Raw genomic sequence first — 21,991 nt, 5'->3', positions numbered from 1 at the left:
AAACAAGAACGCAGTCTTGCACCTTATTAGCCTGATGACAGTAATAAAGGAAGATATGAAAGATTATTTTTTAAACGTTAAATTAGAACGTTGCGATTTTAACCAAAGTAAAATCTCCCCGAATGGAATGGTGAGATTAATAGCATCAGGTAAAAACTTCTATCTTAATGAAGAGGATTTTTCTAATTCTCAAGATTTTCTTAAACGATTAAAACAAGGTGATGAGCTTAAAATCTGTGCTGAATTATTGAAGGATGGCAGTTTTTGGGTGCAATGGATTTATCATGATACTAAAGGAAGGCTTGAGCCTGAAAGAACATTCACGCTAACAGCAAAACAACAAAAATGGTTATTGCTTGCATTTATTCTGACGCTTGTTGGCGGTTATTGGAGCTATTTTTCGATCCTCTATCTTGAAGTGAATTTCTTTATCGTTGTTTCTATGGTTATTGCATGTGGTGCAGTGATGGCGGGGATCAGTTATATCGGAGAAAAAGCTTATCGCTATTTTCAGCGCACCAGACCCAAACATAGAAAGAGAATAAAGGCGTTAGATAAAGTTATCGCCAAGCAAGCCTTGATAGCGCCAGATGGCGAGCGCCTCATTATTACTGGAATAAAATCAGCACCATTACCTTCATTGCCTGTGATTAAAAAATCGTTTCCTCAAATAAAGCAAAGTAAAGTACAACGAGTTCGAGGAATAATACAAATTCATAGTAGTAATAGAATTAAAATGCATCACCGCAACGGCGAGACGGTGATAATGCAAGTATCCTGCCTGATTGATAATCATCCTTTCGTATTAAGTTATAGAGAGCGCTTATTTTATTCTGATCATAATCTGTTTCTTGCTGATGGTGATGATGTTGAACTGTTCTTTTGGCAAGCTGAAGATAAGCACTCAGGGCCTGTTGTTTTGGGGGTTTATAATCATACAGATAATGGTGCTTATACAATATCAGGACAAATATATATTGGTCACCAGCGTACATATCGTTTATCACTGTTAATAGTCGCATTAGTCAGTGTTTTTATTTTCTCAATGGTCGCAAGTTTCTCTATTTCTGATGTTTATGATAACGGCAATTATTGGGATAAATGGGATTGGTATTCTATTGGTGATAGCTTTTTAGGTATGGGAATTATCTATGGCTTAATCATGAGTGGCATTGCTTTTTTAACTGCCTTATTTTCAAATCTTTATATTTTGTTATCAGAAAAAGGTAATAGCAGTTATCAAACCTATTTTTTACTTCAGCAGCAATGTGTTGAAAGCAAACAACCCCTGTATATTACGGAGTTGCGCCAATGAATCCTTTTTTCCGTAAGCCTTTTATCATTATCACAAGTTTATTTATTTTAAGCTTACTGCTTTTTTATGGCGTGCTTTTTCATGGATTCGCCTCTAAATGGCAATGGAAAAATGAAAGCTCTTCTGAGTTATCTTCATACCCTTATTCTCACTATGATTGGCGTAATACTTTTTATGCTTCTAGCGGAATATTAATTAAAACTGAATCTGATCGTGGCCGATATGATGTAGATATTTATGGCAGACTTCACCGCCAAGATAACCAGAGAAAATATACGCTGTATTTTTCTGATAAAGAAGGCTTGCGCTTTGTATCACAAGGTCAAGGTAGCTTTTATAACGCATATTGTGTTGCCGATAAATGTGTTTTATTTACAGAGCAGGGACGGCAAACTATAGATTTAACAGAGTTTACAGTAGCAGACTTAATTCCTTGGCAAGAGGCTAACAATGGTTATTATCGTTTTCCTTTAGCGATTATTGGGGGAAAATTATTATATTCAGAGTCTACATCGCAATTAGTGTTAGTTGACAATAAAACGATAACGACAAGTTTAGATGAAGGGGAGAGTTGGGAATATTCAGTTAATACAGAAGATCTGGTGAAGCAATATTACGCTGAAGATTTCGGTGAGTTTACACAATTTCATTACGCTTTATCAGATGATTCCCTCATTATTTTTTATAACCACCATTACACAACAAATACCTTAGAAATCACACTAAATTTAGTGAATAAAGAAGTGACAAAAACACGCTGGCTTCCTTTGCGTGTTAAAGAAGTTGCCCAAAATGCTAATGGTGATATTTATCTTATTACTCAACATGCTTATCGAGATCTCTATTCTGTTGTTCGACGTCAATCTGATGGCAATTTAAACACTTTTTATGAAAGTGGTTATAAATATATAAATGATTTAATGGTAAGTAATGACAGTTTAATTCTAAATAAAGGTTATAACGATGATAAGGTCACACTAGTTTTTTCATTAAAAACAAATGGCTATACAATTTATGAGAAAATTACTGACGATATGATATTTAATCCTGCTTTATCATCATTTGTTCGCTTATTTGACAATTATGGTGATGAAGACACTTTATTGTTATTGGGTGAGCGACTGAAATATAGCCATGCTTCAATTAATTAATGTTGTATTTATCTTTGATTATCTTCATTTGAAAAATTAGAAAGTAAGCCATAAAAAAGCTCTGTGAATTCAAACAGAGCTTTTTTGCTGTCGGTATTTAGTATTTATGATGGTTTATTTTGACATCTCTTTTAATCGATAAAGTTGTTCTAACGCTTGTCGTGGCGTTAGAGTATCAGGATCGATTTTATCCAAAGCTAATTCAATCGCTGATGGTTCAGCTTCTGTTAATAGCATCAGTTGTGATGTTTCAACGTGACCTGATCCAGAGTGACCTGATAGCATTTCAAGCTCTTTTAACTTTTGTTTAGCTCGGCGAATAACTTCTTTGGGGACACCTGCTAATGCAGCTACAGCTAAGCCATAACTTTTACTTGCGGCACCTTCTTGAACGCTGTGCATAAAGGCAATAGTGTCACCATGTTCGACCGCATCTAAGTGAATATTTGCTGTACCTTCTAATTTTTCAGGTAATGTGGTTAATTCAAAATAGTGTGTCGCGAAGAGTGTCATTGCTTTTATACGATTTGCTAAATTCTCAGCACAAGCCCAGGCTAAGGATAATCCGTCATAAGTTGATGTACCCCGACCAATTTCATCCATTAACACCAAGCTATTTTCAGTCGCGTTGTGCAAAATGTTAGCTGTTTCGGTCATTTCCACCATAAAGGTAGAGCGACCAGAAGCAAGATCATCAGAAGCCCCTACACGGGTAAAGATCCGATCAATTGGACCAATTAATGCTTTTTCTGCAGGAACAAAGCTACCTATGTAGGCAAGTAAAGTAATTAATGCAGCTTGGCGCATATAAGTACTTTTTCCGCCCATATTCGGCCCTGTAATGATCAGTAAACGGCGCTGAGGCGCCAATTGTAATGGGTTAGAAATAAAAGGTTCACTAAGAACTTGTTCAACAACAGGGTGGCGTCCCCCTGTAATTTGGATACCGGCTTTCTCCGTTAATTCAGGGCGAATGTAATTTAATGATTCAGCGCGCTCTGCAAGGTTAGAGAGGACGTCTGTTTCTGCTAAAGCTTCTGCGCTGATTTGTAATGCTGTAAGGTGTGGCAATAATTTTTCAAAAATCTCTTCATAGAGCATTTTTTCAATTGCCAACGCCTTACCTTTTGAGGTTAGGACTTTATCTTCGTACTCTTTTAACTCAGGGATGATATAGCGTTCAGCATTCTTCAATGTTTGACGACGAACATAGTGCATTGGCACTAAATTGCTTTGCCCGCGACTGACTTGAATGTAATAGCCATGTACACCATTAAAACCCACTTTTAATGTATCAATGCCCCATTTTTCACGTTCACGAATTTCAAGTTTATCAAGATAATCACTTGCACCATCGGCTAATGCTCGCCATTCATCTAATTCGGCATTATAACCAGAGGCAATAACACCTCCGTCACGGACTAATACCGGGGGCGTTTCCACAATGGCATTTTCAAGTAATTCACATAATTCATCAAACTGGCTAATACGCTTTTGTAATTCTTTAATGTAAGGCATATCAGCTTGTTCAAGCACTTGATGAATATCGTGATATTGCTGAAAAGCATGGCGCATACGAGAGAGATCACGAGGGCGTGCAGAACGTAATGCTAAACGTGCTAATACACGTTCTAAATCGCCGATTTGGCGTAAAAAAGGCTGTAACTCAAAATAGAAAGGCTGTAATGCACTAATGGCATCCTGACGTTTAATCAGTTGTTCACGTTGGCGTAATGGCGTGTGTATCCAACGTTTTAGCATACGGCTTCCCATAGGGGTAACACAAAGGTCAAGTACAGATGCCAGTGTGTTATCAGTCCCACCTGCAAGATTTTGTGTTAATTCAAGATTGCGACGAGTAGCCGCATCTAAAATAATCGAATCTTGAGGACGTTCCATGGTAATACTACGAATGTGAGGTAAAGACGTCCGTTGTGTATCTTTTACATATTGCAATAAACATCCCGCGGCGCAGAGTGCGAGATGTGCATTTTCAACACCAAACCCCGTTAAATCACGAGTACCAAATTGTAGATTAAGCTGTTGTTTTGCTGTTTCAAGTTCAAATTCCCAAATAGGACGGCGACGCAGTCCTTGTTGACGCTCAATCAATGCCATTGATTCAAAGGTTTCTGGGTAGAGTAATTCTGCTGGGTGGGTACGTTGTAGCTCGGCGATCATGCTTTCACTATCTGGCATTTCAGTGACACGAAAACGCCCTGAAGTGATGTCTAACGTTGCATAACCAAATGCACCATTTTTATCTTGCCAAATAGCAGCTAACAGATTGTCTTGACGCTCTTCAAGTAAGGCCTCATCAGTAACGGTACCTGGTGTTACAATACGAATAACCTTGCGCTCAACGGGGCCTTTGCTTGTTGCGGGATCGCCAATTTGTTCACAAATAGCGACGGATTCCCCCAATTGCACTAATTTAGCGAGATAATTTTCAACGGCATGATGAGGGACTCCCGCCATAGGGATAGGTTGGCCTGCGGACTGACCTCGCTTTGTTAATGAAATATCTAATAAACGAGAGGCTTTTTTAGCATCATCAAAAAACAGTTCATAAAAGTCACCCATACGATAGAACAGTAAGATTTCAGGATGCTCTGCTTTTATCTTCAGATACTGCTGCATCATTGGTGTGTGGGAGTCTAAGTGTCGAATGTCAGTCATGTTGTTGTCTGTCTTAAGGTATTGAATTTTGAGTTATTTGTGAAAATTTGTTATTGCACGGAATGTCGTTTTATTTCACAAGCATGGTTCGATCATATCACAAGGTACAGTCCGTTGTTTTAATGATATAAATATCTTTTTAAGCCAAAAGCCAAATAGTTTTATTCACTAGGATAGGTAATTTTGATGATAAAGGAAACAGCGTATTAATTGGCGCTGAAGCGAACATTACCTTCTACAGCGTATTGCAAAAATGGGATATAACTATCAAAGGAATACCTCCTCGTCTATTATCACCATCACGTAAAACTATTTATACATTAAGGTGGGCTTTATCAGCAAATACACAATTATATTTAATACAACAACGAATAATGATAGCAGCGTGATTTACCGGTTTGTTGATGATTATTTAGGAAACAGGACAAATTAGTACTCAATAAAGTAGTCACTATTATATTCATGCAGTAGGTAATAAAGAACGCAAGAGAACATGGAATATTCGCGCTGACATTATTGGTGTGATTAATCAACAAGCAATAGAAGCTCATTCATATTGGTATTAAAGTTTATAGGTTTGACTTAATAAGTATCTTAACGCCAAAATATTAATGTCTATCGTTATCTTATTCTAACTATTATTACTCTATATTGTTGCGATATAATTATTAGGTAAAATACTGAAAAATTTATTTTATCTTGTGAGCAAGGAAGAAATAATCAGTATGAAAACTCGAATTGTAAAATTAGCTTTATTAGGTGTATTAGCATTTCCGTTAGTAGGATGTAGTGATGCAACACCTAACTGTAATAGCACTGAAGCTAAAAATTTAGTGATTGATATTACAAAAGATGAATTACGTGATCAAAAAATGGCTGCGTTGATTGATCAAGTTAAGATCAAAGTAGAAAGCGTACGTACTCGTGAGCATGATGAAAAAAGAGATACTTACTCATGTGCAGCTGAACTTTCTTTTGAGGGCAAAGGTGGTAAAAATTCGATCCCAATTACCTATACCATTGAAAGTACTGATGACGGCAAAGAATTTTATGTTAATGTATTTGGTTTGTAATTGTGCCTGAAATAAAGCCATCATAGATGGCTTTTTATGTTTAGTGAGTAAAATATCTGGCTAATTCTTTATAAATTAAGAGAATTTTGATTTATTTCTTATGTTAGGTTAAATCATCTAAAAATTCGGCTGATGGAACAAAGAATAATGTGCCTGTTACAGGGGTACTGAATTTAAGTAATTTATCCGTATGACCTTCAGGTGTGCCTGTAAACATATTTTCTAGCATACGATTGGTTGTCGAAAAATAGCGAGCATAGCCAATAAAATAAGTACCATATTCATTTTTTGATGGGTTAGAAAAAGGCATATTGGCTCTGACAATTTTTAAATCTTCGCCGTTTTCATCTTGAATATTGGTGACAACATTATGAGAACCTGGCTCTTTTTCTTCATCGGTTAATTCCACATCATTGAATTTATGTCTACCAATGACTTTTTCTTGTTCGATGAGGGGTTGCTTTTCCCATTCTTCCATATCGTGAATATATTTTTGTACAAAAGCGTAACTGCCACCGCTGAATTCAGGATCTTCATCACCAATTACAGCATAAGAAACACGCTCATCTTCATATTCAGGGTTTTCAGTTCCATCGACAAAACCAATTATAGAACGCCCATCAAAATATCTAAATCCATGCACTTCATCGACAGGTGTAACAATATTCTTTAGCTTTTGGCTGATGATAGACGCTAATTCGTAACAAGCAGAAACTTTGAGAGCTCGAATATGGAAAAAGAGATCACCAGGTGTAGAAACAGCGGTATAAGTCTCACCTTTGATTTCTTTAAACGTATTCAGCTCTTTTGGCTTGGATTGATTAGGGAATAATGCTGTCCATGCATTTGCACCAAATCCTATTACACAACTGGTTTCTAATTCAGGAAAGCGCGTTCTCATACTACGTATAAGACCAGAAAAATTATTACAAAAATCGATCAGAATCCTGCGGCTTTCAGGTAAAAGGGTGAGATTAAAAACTAAAAAATAAGCATTCTCGCAGGGTGATTTCGTGACATCTTGGTATTTCATAATGATCCCTAAATGACGAACAATGAATGAATAGTAATTAAGTCATATTTAAAAAATATTATTTTTTAGTTTTACACCAAAACGCTCTCTATTACAAAGAGAGGGGCTTTTTGTTTTGATTTTTATGAATAAACAGTATCGAAAAGGCGATTAGTTTCTCTGTTTTTATAATGCTAATAAACTATATTAATTAATATTTTCATGGCGTTGATAAACTAAAGAGAGAGCAGGATGTTGCCATAAACTTGCTGGTGTGACAGTGGTTCTCTCCCATGGTATTAGTCCAATAAACCATAGTTTCCAAAATTGTAATTTAGCATTAGGATTTTTACTTAATAATTTTTGGAAGGTTTCGATTTCTCCGATACGAATAGAAAGTGCTGATTTATAAATGTCGAAAATAAATTTAGAGCAAAACTGGCGGGGAGAGTCGTATTTAAAACCCGTGTGATAAAGCTTATTTAACTTTTTGGGAACTTGTACGATAAGTGTATTTTTTTGTTCATCAGATAATTGTGTCGTTAAACGGCGTATTGCATAGCACTTATCTGATGAGCGATTAATAAAACGTGTTAATGACGTTGTTGTTGAGAGTGGAATACGGCTTTCTGCCACTAAATAATCTTCCCCATTATGGTCTATGATAATGCCAACATGATTACTCCAGCATAAAGAAGCGGAGGAAATTTGACGAAATAAAAAGGTACCAATACAGGTAAATACGATATCACCAACTTCTAATCTTTGTGGATAATCAATTTTTAACATCATTATATTACCTATTTAATAGAAGTAATAATTATCATTCTTTGACTCTAATAAATAGATAGGATTTCTATTTGATAACTCAATGACTTTAAAATAAAAGTGACTTCTAATTTAATGTAACCTTAATTTTTAGAAGGATGTTATTCATAATTAGAGTATTAAAAATAATGACTTGATTAATTTAATTGTTCATCTGGAATATTATATTTTACGACAACACTATTTTTATAAAGTAATTCAGACGTCAGTAACTTAGGGAAAGCACCCACATTATTTTTAGTATAAATGTCTCGCCAGATTTCATTGCAGCGATATACGTGCTCTCCTTTTTTGATAAAAGCAGAGGATTTTTCGTAGAGATGGTAACGGTATTTCCTCACTTCATCACAAAGGAGTTCACCTTCTAACTGATGTTCAGCGACATGTAATCTAATTTGATAATCATAAGGTGTTGGATTATATAAAACTAAATCCACATAATTATAGAAGATAGCCGCACCGGATCCGAAAGGAAGAACTCTTCCTTCATCAGGGAAGGGATCAAAACTGTGATTAGCTTTTTCAATTACTTTTAATTCAGAATGTAGTGCTAACCAATGAATTAAATTACTTGCCTGACAAATTCCTCCACCAACACCTTTTTTGGCTTCACCGTAAGAAAGTTGCATACCATCAATAAAACCTCGTTTATAACTCGGTTTTCCAACTAAATAACAAAAAGAGAAATATTCACCAGGGCGGATGATGACACCATCAAGCGCTTTTTCAACTAGTTTAAGATTTTTTATCTTATTGTATTGTAATTGAAGATCAGTATCGCCACGACGGCTAATTAATTTAGATGTGTGTTTGATATAACGGAAAGGAAGCCGTTGTTCTTGTTGAACATTTTTGCTGTATTTTCGTCCAGAAAACCGCCAGCTCAGCGAACGAAATAAACGTCGCTGAGCCACTCTCAACATATAAAGAATAGGGTGATAAGATGAAAGTGTTTTGCGCATAAAATCCTTTTAAATGATGTTACAGAAAGGAGGAAAATAGAGGGTGTATCATAACGATTTAACAAAAATATTGATACGCGAATATCCCTAAAATAGAGTAAATAAGAGATTAGATAATCAATTTACTTATTGATATCTTTAGTTAAAATTTTGGCTTGAGATTGTAAGACAGATAAAAAATTCTTAGTGGCAGGAGAGATATACTTTTCTTTATGATGAAAATAACGAATGCCCCGACTAAATTGAATATCATCAAAAGGAATCTCACATAAAAGGCCTGATTCTAATTCTTGCAAAATAGATAAGCGAGATAAAACGGAAATTCCTAATCCATGAATAACACCTTGCTTGATCCCTTCTAAACTATTTATTTCCATTACATTTTTAATCTCTTTATTATTTTCTTTGATCCTATCTAATAAAAAATCACGAGTGGCAGAGTGCTCTGGTTTGATCAGAAAAACTTCGGATGCAATATCAGAAAATCTACAATGTTTCTTTTGAGCTAACCAATGTTTTGGAGAGCAAATAAGTACGAGAGGATCGATAAGAAAGGTATCAAGGTGATATTCAGTCGGATCTAAATAGATATGATCTGACATGATTAAAAACTCTAATTCTTGAGTATCAAGTTTATGGATAAGTTGTGTTGAACTTGAAATATCCATGCTGAGTTTGACGTCTGGATACTGTTTTCTAAATTGCGCCATAATTTGTGGTAATAGGTAAACACCAACAAAATGGCTAGCACCAAACTTAATTTCACCTTTAGAGGGATCATCAAATTGTCGCATATGCTCGGCAGAGGATTTAACTAGATTAATAATCTGGGTTGCGTATTGTTGATACACCTTACCTTGCGGCGTTAAATAAAGCCGGTTGTTGATCCTTTCAAACAATGTTGTTTGTAACTCTTCTTCTAATTTTCGAATTTTAATACTCACACTGGGCTGAGTGCAAAATAGGCGCTCTGCGGTTTCGGTAACATTAAAACCGTCTGCGAGTAAGAGGAAGGCATCAAGTTGGCTTAAATTCATAGCAAGACCATAAATTATTTTTATAGTTATAATATAATAATACAATTATCTTTATACCTCAATATTTCTATACTGAACTTCCCACCCTACATATTAAGAGGAATCGGTTATGGAAAAGACTGCGAAGCGAGATGATATCGCTAAACCAGCGCCATCATCACCAAAAAAAAATGGTAAGAAAATCACATTAAAAACAATAGGAATACCTTTAGCTTTATTGGTATTACTGGCTTTGTTTTTTATGCCAACGCCTGATGGATTAAGTATTGAAGGACAAAAAGCGATTGCTATTTTCTGTGCTGCATTAATTCTATGGGTCTGTGGCTCTTTACCCATTTATTTAACATCAATGCTAGTGATTGTGTTACTGCCAATGACTGGCACGGTAACAAAAGAAAAAGTCGTTTTTGGTACATTAGGTTATGACGTTATTTGGTTAATGGTCTCCGCATTTGTTTTAACCTCAGCCATGATCAAATCAAATATTGCTAGACGCTTTGCGTTATGGATGATCACCAACTTTGGTCAAACACCTAAAAAAGCGCTCTTTGTTCTTGTATTAATAAATTTTTGTATTGTGTTTTTTGTTCCTTCAACAACGGCAAGGGCAACGTTAATGGTGCCTATTTGTATGATTTTGCTTGAAGTGCATAAGGCTATTCCAGGGAAAAGTAATTATGGAAAATTAATGATGTTACAGGGAGTTCAGGCTGATGCTTTAGCGACATCGGGTGTCATGACAGGAACTGCTGCTAATATTATTGCGGTTGGATTTATCAATTCACAAGCGGGAGGATCTATTGGTTATATTGATTGGTTAATTGCATCCTTCCCATTAGCTTTAATAGGGATGACTCTTTCATTCTTTGTCGGATTAAAGCTTTTCTCTTTTAAAGGCGAAGTTGATTTTGAAGGTTCTTTGAAAAAATTAAAAAAAGAGCGTTCAGAACTTGGCTTTTTAACACTTAATGAGAAAAAAGCTATGTATATCTTCTTGATGACAGTCTTTTTATGGGCAACAGAAAGTTATCATCAGGATGTCGTAGGGTTTAAAATTAGTGTCTATATGACGGCTGTTATTGCCGCTATTCTTTGTTTAATGCCCCGTATAGGTTTATTAACTTGGAATGAAGCCAATATCAAATGGGATCTAATGATATTTGCAGCAGGGGCTTATGCGGCAGGTAATACTTTAGAGTCAACGCAAGGAGCACAATGGTTAATCGGTAAAATGGTTTATGGACTTGGGCTCGAAAATATGAGTACTACCATGGTCTATATTGTGGTTGTCTTTATCTGTATGTACAGCCATTTGATTTTTACCAGTAAGACGGTGAAAACAACCATTTTAATTCCAGCTATTATTGCACTTGCTAAAACATTAGGTATGGATCCCGTTACATTAGCATTAGCAGCATCATTTACACTGACTTATACCATTACTTTACCACCTCACTCAAAAGTAAATACCATCTATTTTTCAACAGGTTATTTTAGTGTATTAGAGCAAATGAAATACGGGTTAATTACGTGTTTTATTGGAGCATCAGTAATTTCTATCGCGATATTTACTTGGTTCCAAATTCTTGGATATGGCTTATAACCCATTAAATTAAGGAATAATAATGAGACTAATTTTATTAAGACATGGTGAAACCTTATGGAATATGGAATCGCGCTTACAAGGACATGCTAACTCGTGTTTATCGCCAAAAGGTATTAATCAAGCAATAGCGATAAAAGAGAGTATTAAATTATTATCACCCGCTCGGATTATTACGTCAGATTTAGGCCGAACAGTTCAAACAGCCGAAATTGTTGGTCATCCAGAAGCTGTAAAAGAACCGTTATTGCGTGAATTAAATATGGGAGAATGGACAGGGCAACGAAAACCAGAACTCATAAGGCATCAGGCTGATAAATATAAAAATTGGCGAGCTGGGACATATACGCCACCTAAAGGTGAAAATTGGTTTGATTTTTGCGATCGTATCGGTACCACCTTACAAAGGTGGGTACATAAAGAGGATAGTGATTTATTAGCTGTCGTGCATAGTGGTGTTATTCGAGCAGCTTGCAAAGTATTTTTAAATCTATCACCTGAATTCTTATTACCGGCAACACCAGGTACAATAACAATATTAAATTTTGACTCTAATGCGAGTAAGGCACCCAAATTAGAAGCTTATAACATTGGCTCTTATATGCCAGATAAGAATGTCGCTGATTAAATATTAATAAGAATTGATTATCAAATTAATTGTAGTGTTTTAATTTTATAAATATATTTAAGTGAATTACTCAGATATTAAATCAGAGCAAGGGGAACCTTGCTCTTTTTTTATGTAAAAAATTTGAATCATATATTTTATATACAATATTTTTTTATTCTTTTGACGTTCAAGTTGTAACTGATAAGTTAAATCAAATTTTGTTCAAAAATAATACGTTAAGGTTTTAAAGTAATCAAAATTGAATGAAAAATATCATATATTATTAAGCAAAAATAATATTTTTTTAATTCACACTATATGAGTTACAAAATAAAATAAAAAATTCTTTATTAATAAAAAATAGTGTTTAACTTTTATTTTGATTTAACAATGTTGTATCAAGATATGAAAATTTTAAATAATTAAAAATAAAGTTCATTAGTTAACTAATAAAGAGTTTATCTAGTTTTAAATCCTGATTTAAATCAAAATATTGAATATTATACCGCTATAACCAAAACTTGTTTATTGTAAAAAACAATTAGATAATACTCATATATTGAGTTAATTGCTTATTTGATGTTGATGAGTGGATTAATCAATATATTAAAATAATATTAATAAATATATTAAGAATGACCTATTGGAGAAAAATAAATGAAGAAAAGTTTACTTGCAATGTTTATTGCTAGTAGTTCTATTTTTGTAGTTAATAATGCATTAGCTGCAGATGGCACTATTGATTTTACAGGTGAAATTATAGATAACGCTTGTGAATTAGCTGCGGGTTCTGATGCATTAAAGGTGAATTTAGGTAAGGTATCTAAAACAGCATTACCAAGTACAGGTAGTACCGCTGCAGCAACAAAGTTTACAATTAAATTAATTAATTGTCCTGCTACAGTGAGTAGTGCTGCTGTAAAATTTGATGCGGAATCTTATTCTGGTGACGATAGTGTTATCGCTTTGAAAAAAGAAACAGGTGTAGCTTCAGGTGTGGGTATTCAAATTACAGATGATACAAATACGGTCGTTCCATTATTTACTGCTTCTAAAGTTTATCCATTAAAAACTGGTGCTGGTGTAGTAAATAATTTGGATTTCCGTGCTCGTTATATCGCAAAATCCGATACTGTAACTGCAGGTCCTGCAAATGGTAATGCAACATTTACTATTAATTATAATTAATATTATCTAAAAAATAAAAAGGTTTAAAGGGAATTGAACCTTTTTACTCTATTGATGGTGAAGATATGAAGTTTATTATCTATTCTTTTATTTGTTTGTTTGTTTTTTTTAATACAGCAAATGCTGGTGTTGTTATTGGTGGTACTCGCGTTATTTATGATGAAGGGAAAAAAGACGTCAGTATTAGTGTGGAAAATCCTGATAATATTCCCTATTTAATTCAATCTTGGGTTGATGATATTAATGAGAAAAAACAATCAAACTTTGTTATAACGCCTCCATTATTCAGATTAAATGGTAGTAATACAAATGCATTAAGAATATTTTTAACTGAAAATAATTTGCCTAGTGATAGAGAATCACTATTTTGGTTAAATATAAAAACAATTCCAGCGACAGAGAGAACAGAAAATTCTTTACAAATTGCATTTAAGACTCAGATGAAATTAATTTTTAGACCTAAAGAGCTAAAAAATGTCAACTTTGTAGAAGAGCAGAAAAAGTTAGAGTGGTCAAAAGTGGGAAATAAAATAAATGTAAAAAACCCAACCCCTTATTTTTTTAATTTTCAAATGATTAAGTTTAACAATAAGGCTGTTGAGGATGTTTCTTATGTCGCCCCTTACTCAGTAAAATCATTTGATATTAATAGTGAAGAGGTACATGGCACTATCAATTGGGAAGTTATTAATGATTATGGTGCGATTACTGATTTATCAGAGATAAAAATATAATCTTCTATAAACTTAGGTTTTAATATGAAAATGAATAAGATATGTATTAGCCTATTTTTATATTTAGGCTATACAGCCTCGTTATATGCAAATAGTTCTAATTTAGATAATGTTTATTTTGATCCTGATTTTTTAGAATTACCCAATAAAAGTACGATTGACTTATCTCACTTTGAAAATAATGAACAATTAGCGGGTACGTATTATGTTGATGTTTATGTTAATACTGATTTAATTTCTACTGAAAATATTAAATTTGAAAAGAAAGATAATGGTAATTTAATACCTTGTTTATCAGTAAATGATCTTACTAAATTTGGCATTAAAACTGAAGATTACTCTGGTTTAAATAAAGAAGAAAATAGTTGTGTAAATTTATCAGTGATCCCTAATGCAAAAAGTAATTTTGAGTTTAACTCTCAACGTTTGTATTTAAGTATTCCTCAAATAGCATTAAATAAAAAACCTAGAGGGTTTGTTGAACTGAGTAATATAGATAATGGTATTACAGCGCTATTATTAAATTACAGTTATAGTGGTTCAAAAAATTATGATCGTAAAAGTAATGGGTCAGACACAACATCAAATTACATTAATTTAAGACCAGGAATAAATATAGGCCCTTGGCGTTTGAGAAATTATACCACCTGGTCTAATAGTGATGAAAAATCGAGCAAGTGGGATACTGTTTATACTTATTTATCGCGAAGCATTAACCGAATTAAAAGCCAATTAATTTTAGGGGATGGTGTATCACCTTCATCTGTTTTTGACAGTGTGCCTTTTAGAGGGGGACAGCTTTCTACAGATGATGATATGTATCCTGAGAGTTTACGTGGATACGCACCTGTTGTGCGCGGTATCGCACGTAGTAATGCTCAGATAACGATTAGGCAAAATGGTTATACGATTTATCAAACAGAAGTCGCCGCAGGGCCTTTTGAGATTAATGATTTATATCCCACAGGGAGTAGTGGAGATTTATACGTCACAATAAAAGAATCTAATGGGAGTGAACAGCATCAAATCGTACCATTTGCTTCTTTGCCTGTTTTACAGCGTGAAGGTTATTTATCTTATAGCATCACAGGAGGTGAGTATCGTGCTTATGACAGCGATATTGAAAAACAGAAATTTGGCCAATTTACATTAATTTATGGTTTACCTTATGGAACAACAGTCTATGGGGGAAGCCAGCTGAGCAATAACTATCAATCATATTCTATTGGTGCGGGAAAAAATTTAGGGGCATTTGGTGCAATATCCATTGATGTTATACAGGCAAATTCAACATTAAATAATGGTAACACATCACATGGACAGTCTTATCGTTTTAGATATAACAAAAACCTAAATACGACAGGAACAAATATTGCGTTAGCAGGGTATCGCTATTCGACTGACGGATATTATAGTTTATCGGAGGTTTTTGATGAATATCGGAATGGCGCCAATGCGCCAGAAATTGAACGCCGTCGTAATCGTGCGGAAATTACGATTAATCAAAATCTGGGTGAGCGGTACGGCTCTCTTTCTGTAGGGTATGTAAGAGAAGATTATTGGAATAGCGATAGAAAAACGCAGTCAGCGACGCTGGGTTATAACAATAGTTGGCAAGGGATTAGTTATGGTTTGAATTATACCTATAATAAAAATACAAATACTTATTCTTATAAATCAAGTAACTATTCTAAAAGTGAGAATGAGCATCAATTAGCGCTTTCAGTAAGTGTGCCGTTTAGTGTCTTTGACGATACTTTTTATTATAACTTTAATACAAATAATAGTAGTCAGAGTTCGAGTACGGGAAGTGTGGGATTATCCGCATCTCAATTAAATAATCGATTAAATTGGAGTCTACAGCAAGCATTTACGAATCAAGATCAAGGATCTTCTGGTAATTTAAACGCATCGTATAAGGGTAAATACGGTGAAGTGACTGGAGGCAGTGGATATAGTAAGGATAACTATAATTTATATTATGGCATTAATGGTAGTTTAGTTGCTCATTCAGGGGGGGTAGTTTTGGGTCAACAACTTGGTGAAACTGCTGCTATTGTTGATATTCCTGATGCAGGTAATGTGACAATTTTAAATCAATCTGGGGTAGAAACTAACAGTTATGGTTATGCTTTAGTGCCTTATATTACTCCATATCGTAAAAATGCAATTGATATTGATACTACAGCATTACCGGAAAATACAGAAATGGCATTAACGAGTCAGACCGTTTCCCCTAGTCGTGGTGCATTAGTAAAAGCAAAATTCTCTGCGAATGTCGGATATCGTGCATTAATTACGTTAACACTAGAAAATGATGAGTTAATTCCTTTTGGAGCGCAGGTGATTTTTAAAGATAATCCTCAATTGAATAGCATTGTAGGTAATGATGGTGAAGTTTATTTATCTGGATTAAGTGGAAAAGGTGAGTTTATTGTTAAGTATAATGATAAACAATGTAGTGCAAATTATAATTTATTAAATGATTCTCATTATTTAGGTCTCTATAAGACTACCGTAGTTTGTCATAAATAAATAACATAAATATTTTATTCATCCAATTATAGTATTACAGCTAATTAAAATATAGCTGTCGATATCTGCTACGTGTAGGAAATAAGAATGGAAAAGATAATTAATCAGTTATTTTTAATAAACGCTCTAATAATAAGCCCTATATCTTGGGCTTCAGACAGTGTTAATTTAAATTTTACTGGCAATATTAGGATCGCTACATGCAATGTTTCGAGTGGCGATAATATAAATGTTGATTTGAAAAATATACCAGCAGCTAATTTTGAAAAGGCAAATTCAGCTTCTAGCTGGAATATGTTTAATATAGAGTTTCAAAACTGCTCCACGGCAATTAATCAAATAAAGCTTACGTTTTCAGGTATATCTGATGTGGCTGACTCGAGTAGTTTATACAAAAATCAAGGAAGTGCTGAAAATATCGCAGTGCAATTAGAGAATTGGACGGGTACGATAAAACTAGGGAATCAACAATCGCTATTCCTTACATTAAATGGGCAGACTAGCATTAAATTGGGATTACGAACACGAGCGTTTAGTCCATCAGGAAAGGGATCGCCAGGCACAATATCAGCAAAAGTGACTGCAAATATTATCTATTTATAAAAGAGAAATAATATGAAAGCGATAATTTTTTTACTTCTATTTTTTTCATCTTTTACAATGGCGAGTACTGTAAATATTAATATTTATGGAACAGTGACAGTATCGCCTTGTGAGATTGAGAATAAGAACTATTTAATTGACTTTAAGAAAGTAAATATTAGAGAGTTACAAAATAATCAGAACACAGATTGGATCGATTTTTCAATAAAATTAAAAAATTGTCCAGTAAGTACAAAAAAAGCAACGATAACGATAGCTGGTACTGCTGATCCTAATAATGGAAATTATTTTATCAATAATGGAACTGCAAAAAATATCGCATTAAATTTAATAGAAAATAAAAATAAAACGATAGTAAAAAATGGAACTAAATTAGAGGCAATAATTAATAGCCAAACCAAAATGGCTGAATATCTTTTAGCAGCAAGATTAATTAAAACCGGCAATGGAATGAGTACAGGAACATTTAAAAGTCATCTTGAATTTACATTAATTTATAATTAAAAACTACTTAACCTAGGAGTAGAAAGTGATTAATCGCTATCCTGTATCAAAAGTAATAGGTAGGAAAATTACTTATTATAGGAAAATGAAGGGGATTTCGTTAGATGAATTGGCATCACTCATTGGAGTTAGCCAACAGCAACAATCAAGATATGAACGGGGGATTAATAGAATTAGCCTGGATAGACTTAATCAATATGCAGAGATATTTAATATCCATATAAAAGACTTTTTTATTTTAGATGAAAAAGATAATTGTGAAATTAAAACTATTCTTTTAAAAAAAGAATGAGGCTAAAAATGGGAAATATAATAATTAAGCCATTATTATTAAGTGGAGTGTTAATTTATTCTACTTACTCTACTGCTGCATGCATACAGAATCCTAATTATAAAAATATTATTGTTAATGTACCCAATCGAGTTTTTAATATTCAATATGACGATCTGACGACAAGAACACTTGATACAATTAAACTTTCGTATCTTCCACCCTACACAGCATCATATGAAGGGGATAATGGTCTCTGTGGAAATGCTATTATTACTGGGCGTTTTATTAATGGATGGACACCTAATTCTAATAAGATAGCAGCAACCAATATCCCTGGTATTGGAATAAGAGTAAAAATGACTAATATTGGTCATATAAATACTAGTTTCGTCAAAGATAATGAAAGACAAAAATATATAATTAATAACCCAACTTGGGTTGTTGAGATTATAAAAACAGGCAGAGTAACTCAATCGAATACATTAATGGGAGGGAATTTAGCACGTATGGAGCAAAATAATACATTGCCTAATACTAGTCGATGGATTTTATCAACATTGAGAATACCAATTGGTTCAATAAAAGTAAATTCACTAAAGTGTACAACAAAATCAAACAATTATAATATTAATTTGGGAACATGGTATGACACTCAGTTTAAAAATATCGGCGATGTTAGCCAAAATGTTAATATTCCAATTACGTTAAGTTGTGCCGCGGGAACCAATATTAAAGCAACGGTGACAAGTAGTGCCGGATATATTGATGCAAACACAGGAAAATTAAATTTATCGGGCTCTAACCGTGCAACAGGTATTGGCATTCAAATAGTCAATAGTAATAATACCCCAATAAAATTAAATACAAAACTTAATTTACAAAACAATGTTTCTTCTGGTGATTATATTTTTAATTGGAAAGCGCGTTATATCAAGACGAGTAATAAGATAACAGCAGGCACTGCAAATTCAGTAGCAACAGTAAATATTTTATATGAATAATATATTTTATTTATTTTGAGGATGTTTTTATGAATAAGAAAATATCAAGATTAGTTGGAAAAAAGATCCGAAAATTGAGAGAAATGTATTGTATGACTGGAGATGAGCTCGGTGCATTACTTGGCGTTAGTCAGCAACATCAATCTCGTTATGAAAATGGAGATACTAATATTCATGCTGAAACACTGTATCGTTTGTCTTATCTTTTTGATGTTGAACCGGAATATTTTTTAAGTGATTTGCTTATTGAAGATAATAAGCTTGATAAAGATAAAGTCGATAATAAAAAAAATCACTATATGGCTGAAGTATTATTCATACAATAAATTTATTAATAATGCCTAAGATGATTTATCATTTGGATAAATGGTGTAATCATGAGTACTTAGGCATTAATGCTCCTATAGTGTAGATATTTATTCTTACCAATATCCTAACAGTTTCCACCATACACTACCCAACGTTATCCAAACGATAAGGTTAACAACACTCATCACAAAGCCAGTTTTCCACCATTCGCCCAATGTGGCGTAACCTGAACCAAAAATAATGGGCGCAGTACCTGTACCATAATGGGTTAATGACATCATTAATGAAGATGAGAATGCCAAAATAAGCCCTAATAACATTGGTGGTGCGCCAAGTGCTAAACCTGCGGCATAAAACGCGGCAAACATTGCGGTAATATGCGCGGTGGTACTGGCAAAAAAGTAGTGAGAATAAACATAAATTAGTACCAGTAATATCATGCCACTGACCCAACTTATTCCCATACTATCAATACTTGCCCCTACGCTGAGTGACAACCATTTAATCAATCCTAATTTTCCTAAGAAGGATGCCATCATTACTAAGGCAGAGAACCAAACAACGGTATCCCATGCACCTTTGTTTTTTAAAATATCATCCCAATTTAAAACACCTGTACATAATAAAATCGATAAGCCAATAAATGCGGCTGTTGTGGCATTAACACTGAACGCATCACCAAATAACAATGCAGGTACACCCGCCCACATAATTAATAATAAGGCGAAGACTGCAAGGGTTATTTTCTCAGGTAATGAAATAGGCCCTAATTGCGCTAAACGCTCTTTAGCAAAATGGGGGGCATTTGGGGTACTGGTTATTTCTGGCTTATAAAGCAGATAAATAACGATAGGCATTAATATTAATGAAACGATAGCGGGTACAAAAGCCGCAATTGCCCACATAGACCAACTAAGCTCATGTGTAGGATCAGTTTCACTGATAATTAAACTCACAATTAGTGGGTTAGGAGCTGTTGCCGTAATAAACATGGCAGAAGTAATTGGATTTATATTGTAGTTCACTAAAGAGAGGTAACGACCTATTTTTCCACTTGTGCCATCTTCTGCTTTAGAGTTAAAACTGTCTGAAATAGAACGCATAATTGGGTGAATAATCCCACCACCACGTGCGGTATTACTTGGAGTTACAGGGGCTAATATTGTTTCAGCAATAGCCAATGAATAGGCTATTCCAATGGTTCTTTTGCCAAATAGTGAAATAAAATAATAACCAATTCTAGCACCGAGTCCGGTTTTATTTAGGCTCATTGAAACCATAATGGAAATACCAATTAACCAAATAAGATCATTGGAAAATCCACTTAATGCATCACCGATAGCGGCTTTAGTTGAATTAGGATTAGTAACACCTGTAACAGCGACTAATGCGATAGCAATAATAGAAACAGCACCGATAGGAAGTGCTTTACCAATAATGGCGGCGATAGTACCAACAAAAAGGGCTAATAAATGCCAAGCATTGGGATCAACGCCTTCTGGAATGGGAATAAAAAACCAGATAACCAGGGTGATAGAGATGGCGATTAATGTCGGTATGGGTCTTAATGGAGTCAATTTGTTCATCAGGTTATTCCATTAGGTTGCAGGTTAAATAAATAATCGGAAGTAAAAGGTAAAGCTAATAAGTATTTTTATTAAATACGATGTTATTAACATATTATTAAATATTCATTGATTGATGTCATAAAAATAAAATTATTTATTAACTTATTTTTAAAAATAAATTTTTTATGTAACCTAGTGTTATTAAAATACAATGTGATTATGTATCTTTATGTTTTTATAAAATATTTTCTTTATGGGTATTACTCTATAAAAATAGATTAGGGAATTATAATGAAATTTATTTTACCTGCCGTATTATCTTCATTATTACTTGTGCCAGCAGTACAAGCCAATGAATATAAACTTGAACCAACGCATACTAAGGCAATGTTTTATATTGACCATTTTGATACTTCAACTAACAGTGGTGGTTTCTATGAAATTGAAGGTGATTTAACATACTCACCAGAAAAGAATATAGGAAAAATAAACGTTTCTATTCCAGTTAAAACACTAAATACGGGATTAACGGCATTTGATAATCATGTGAAAAGTGTAGATATCTTAGATACAGATAAATACCCAACAATTCAGTTTTCTTCAGCAAAATGGTATTTCTCGATAATAAACCCACATCCATTGAAGGGCTATTAACGATGAAAGGAAAAACATTGCCAGTTAAATTAACAACAACCAAATTTAATTGTTATGAAAGTCCTGTATTTAATGCGCCAGTCTGTGGTGGTGATTTTGAAACAACCATTAAACGTTCAGATTGGAGCGTGGATTTTTTGGTCAAAGAAGGGATGGCTGATAATATGACATTAAAAATTCAAGTTGAAGCTATTAAGCAATAAATTAAGTCATATTTTATAGAAAAGACCTTATTAAATATGAGGCTTTTTTGTTTTTTTATAATAATAAATATAATTTAAGTTAAAGTGTTAAATTCTAAAAATAGGGATGAAAAGAGGTTTATTTTTAATTCTTGATAATAATGATTTA

19 protein-coding genes and 1 pseudogene are annotated in these 21,991 nt (G+C 33.8%); 14 read left to right on the top strand and 6 right to left on the bottom strand.

Annotation, left to right across the window (positions count from 1 at the left end):
* The first annotated feature begins 55 nt into the window (after nucleotides 1–55).
* Both GWJ05_RS09205 and GWJ05_RS09200 read left to right on the top strand, forming a co-directional pair.
* Nucleotides 56–1,315, top strand: a complete 1,260-nt coding sequence (locus GWJ05_RS09205) for a hypothetical protein (RefSeq protein ID WP_036934779.1) — start codon at nucleotides 56–58, stop codon at nucleotides 1,313–1,315.
* Nucleotides 1,312–2,466 (top strand): hypothetical protein, encoded by a 1,155-nt coding sequence (locus GWJ05_RS09200; RefSeq protein ID WP_036934778.1) that lies wholly within the window; start codon nucleotides 1,312–1,314, stop codon nucleotides 2,464–2,466. Before GWJ05_RS09205 ends, GWJ05_RS09200 begins: the two co-directional genes overlap by 4 nt.
* A 114-nt stretch (nucleotides 2,467–2,580) precedes the next feature.
* On the opposite strand, the gene mutS is transcribed toward GWJ05_RS09200, so the two are convergent.
* On the bottom strand, nucleotides 2,581–5,145 hold the full coding sequence (gene mutS, locus GWJ05_RS09195; protein ID WP_036934776.1) for a DNA mismatch repair protein MutS: 2,565 nt from the start codon (nucleotides 5,143–5,145) through the stop codon (nucleotides 2,581–2,583).
* A gap of 725 nt (nucleotides 5,146–5,870) precedes the next feature.
* Here mutS and GWJ05_RS09190 point away from each other — a divergent pair.
* Nucleotides 5,871–6,218, top strand: a complete 348-nt coding sequence (locus GWJ05_RS09190) for a hypothetical protein (protein ID WP_036934775.1) — start codon at nucleotides 5,871–5,873, stop codon at nucleotides 6,216–6,218.
* A 103-nt stretch (nucleotides 6,219–6,321) separates the two neighbouring features.
* On the opposite strand, the gene GWJ05_RS09185 is transcribed toward GWJ05_RS09190, so the two are convergent.
* From GWJ05_RS09185 to GWJ05_RS09170, 4 genes are all read right to left on the bottom strand, one after another.
* Complete coding sequence (locus GWJ05_RS09185; RefSeq protein WP_036934774.1) at nucleotides 6,322–7,251, bottom strand: Dyp-type peroxidase; 930 nt, start codon at nucleotides 7,249–7,251, stop codon at nucleotides 6,322–6,324.
* A gap of 186 nt (nucleotides 7,252–7,437) precedes the next feature.
* Nucleotides 7,438–8,019, bottom strand: a complete 582-nt coding sequence (locus GWJ05_RS09180) for a YebB family permuted papain-like enzyme (RefSeq protein ID WP_087803301.1) — start codon at nucleotides 8,017–8,019, stop codon at nucleotides 7,438–7,440.
* Nucleotides 8,020–8,195: 176 nt separating this feature from the next.
* A complete protein-coding gene (locus GWJ05_RS09175; RefSeq protein WP_036934773.1) occupies nucleotides 8,196–9,020 on the bottom strand; it encodes a VanW family protein in 825 nt (274 codons plus the stop codon).
* Between the two features lie 122 nt (nucleotides 9,021–9,142).
* The gene (locus GWJ05_RS09170; RefSeq protein ID WP_036934772.1) at nucleotides 9,143–10,057 is read right to left on the bottom strand and encodes a LysR family transcriptional regulator; all 915 of its coding nucleotides are present in this window, start codon (nucleotides 10,055–10,057) and stop codon (nucleotides 9,143–9,145) included.
* Between the two features lie 109 nt (nucleotides 10,058–10,166).
* On the opposite strand from GWJ05_RS09170, the gene GWJ05_RS09165 reads away from it, so the two are divergent.
* The 10 genes from GWJ05_RS09165 (at nucleotide 10,167) to GWJ05_RS09120 (ending at nucleotide 19,435) form a co-directional block, all read left to right on the top strand.
* A complete protein-coding gene (locus GWJ05_RS09165; protein WP_052038448.1) occupies nucleotides 10,167–11,660 on the top strand; it encodes an SLC13 family permease in 1,494 nt (497 codons plus the stop codon).
* 22 nt (nucleotides 11,661–11,682) lie between these two features.
* Complete coding sequence (locus tag GWJ05_RS09160; RefSeq protein WP_036934771.1) at nucleotides 11,683–12,288, top strand: histidine phosphatase family protein; 606 nt, start codon at nucleotides 11,683–11,685, stop codon at nucleotides 12,286–12,288.
* A gap of 639 nt (nucleotides 12,289–12,927) precedes the next feature.
* A complete protein-coding gene (locus tag GWJ05_RS09155) occupies nucleotides 12,928–13,458 on the top strand; it encodes a fimbrial protein (protein WP_036934770.1) in 531 nt (176 codons plus the stop codon).
* Between the two features lie 65 nt (nucleotides 13,459–13,523).
* Nucleotides 13,524–14,192 (top strand): fimbrial biogenesis chaperone, encoded by a 669-nt coding sequence (locus GWJ05_RS09150; RefSeq protein ID WP_036934768.1) that lies wholly within the window; start codon nucleotides 13,524–13,526, stop codon nucleotides 14,190–14,192.
* Between the two features lie 24 nt (nucleotides 14,193–14,216).
* Nucleotides 14,217–16,727 carry a fimbria/pilus outer membrane usher protein gene (locus GWJ05_RS09145; RefSeq protein ID WP_036934766.1) on the top strand — a complete coding sequence of 837 codons (2,511 nt, stop codon included), beginning with the start codon at nucleotides 14,217–14,219 and terminating at the stop codon, nucleotides 16,725–16,727.
* A gap of 87 nt (nucleotides 16,728–16,814) precedes the next feature.
* Nucleotides 16,815–17,330, top strand: a complete 516-nt coding sequence (locus GWJ05_RS09140; RefSeq protein ID WP_036934764.1) for a fimbrial protein — start codon at nucleotides 16,815–16,817, stop codon at nucleotides 17,328–17,330.
* Nucleotides 17,331–17,342: 12 nt separating this feature from the next.
* Nucleotides 17,343–17,834, top strand: a complete 492-nt coding sequence (locus GWJ05_RS09135; protein WP_036934762.1) for a fimbrial protein — start codon at nucleotides 17,343–17,345, stop codon at nucleotides 17,832–17,834.
* Between the two features lie 25 nt (nucleotides 17,835–17,859).
* Complete coding sequence (locus tag GWJ05_RS09130) at nucleotides 17,860–18,126, top strand: helix-turn-helix domain-containing protein (RefSeq protein WP_179951909.1); 267 nt, start codon at nucleotides 17,860–17,862, stop codon at nucleotides 18,124–18,126.
* An 8-nt stretch (nucleotides 18,127–18,134) separates the two neighbouring features.
* The gene (locus GWJ05_RS09125) at nucleotides 18,135–19,109 is read left to right on the top strand and encodes a fimbrial protein (protein WP_036934760.1); all 975 of its coding nucleotides are present in this window, start codon (nucleotides 18,135–18,137) and stop codon (nucleotides 19,107–19,109) included.
* Between the two features lie 29 nt (nucleotides 19,110–19,138).
* The gene (locus tag GWJ05_RS09120) at nucleotides 19,139–19,435 is read left to right on the top strand and encodes a helix-turn-helix domain-containing protein (protein WP_036934759.1); all 297 of its coding nucleotides are present in this window, start codon (nucleotides 19,139–19,141) and stop codon (nucleotides 19,433–19,435) included.
* Nucleotides 19,436–19,531: 96 nt separating this feature from the next.
* On the opposite strand, the gene GWJ05_RS09115 is transcribed toward GWJ05_RS09120, so the two are convergent.
* On the bottom strand, nucleotides 19,532–21,004 hold the full coding sequence (locus tag GWJ05_RS09115; RefSeq protein ID WP_036934758.1) for an anion permease: 1,473 nt from the start codon (nucleotides 21,002–21,004) through the stop codon (nucleotides 19,532–19,534).
* Nucleotides 21,005–21,277: 273 nt separating this feature from the next.
* On the opposite strand from GWJ05_RS09115, the pseudogene GWJ05_RS09110 reads away from it, so the two are divergent.
* Nucleotides 21,278–21,843 (top strand): annotated as a pseudogene (locus GWJ05_RS09110) (YceI family protein).
* Nucleotides 21,844–21,991: the final 148 nt, after the last annotated feature.

This window comes from Proteus sp. G2626, assembly GCF_009915985.1.
GTDB classification, from domain to species: Bacteria; Pseudomonadota; Gammaproteobacteria; order Enterobacterales; family Enterobacteriaceae; genus Proteus; species Proteus vulgaris.
This window is presented reverse-complemented; position numbering and strand designations above follow the sequence as displayed.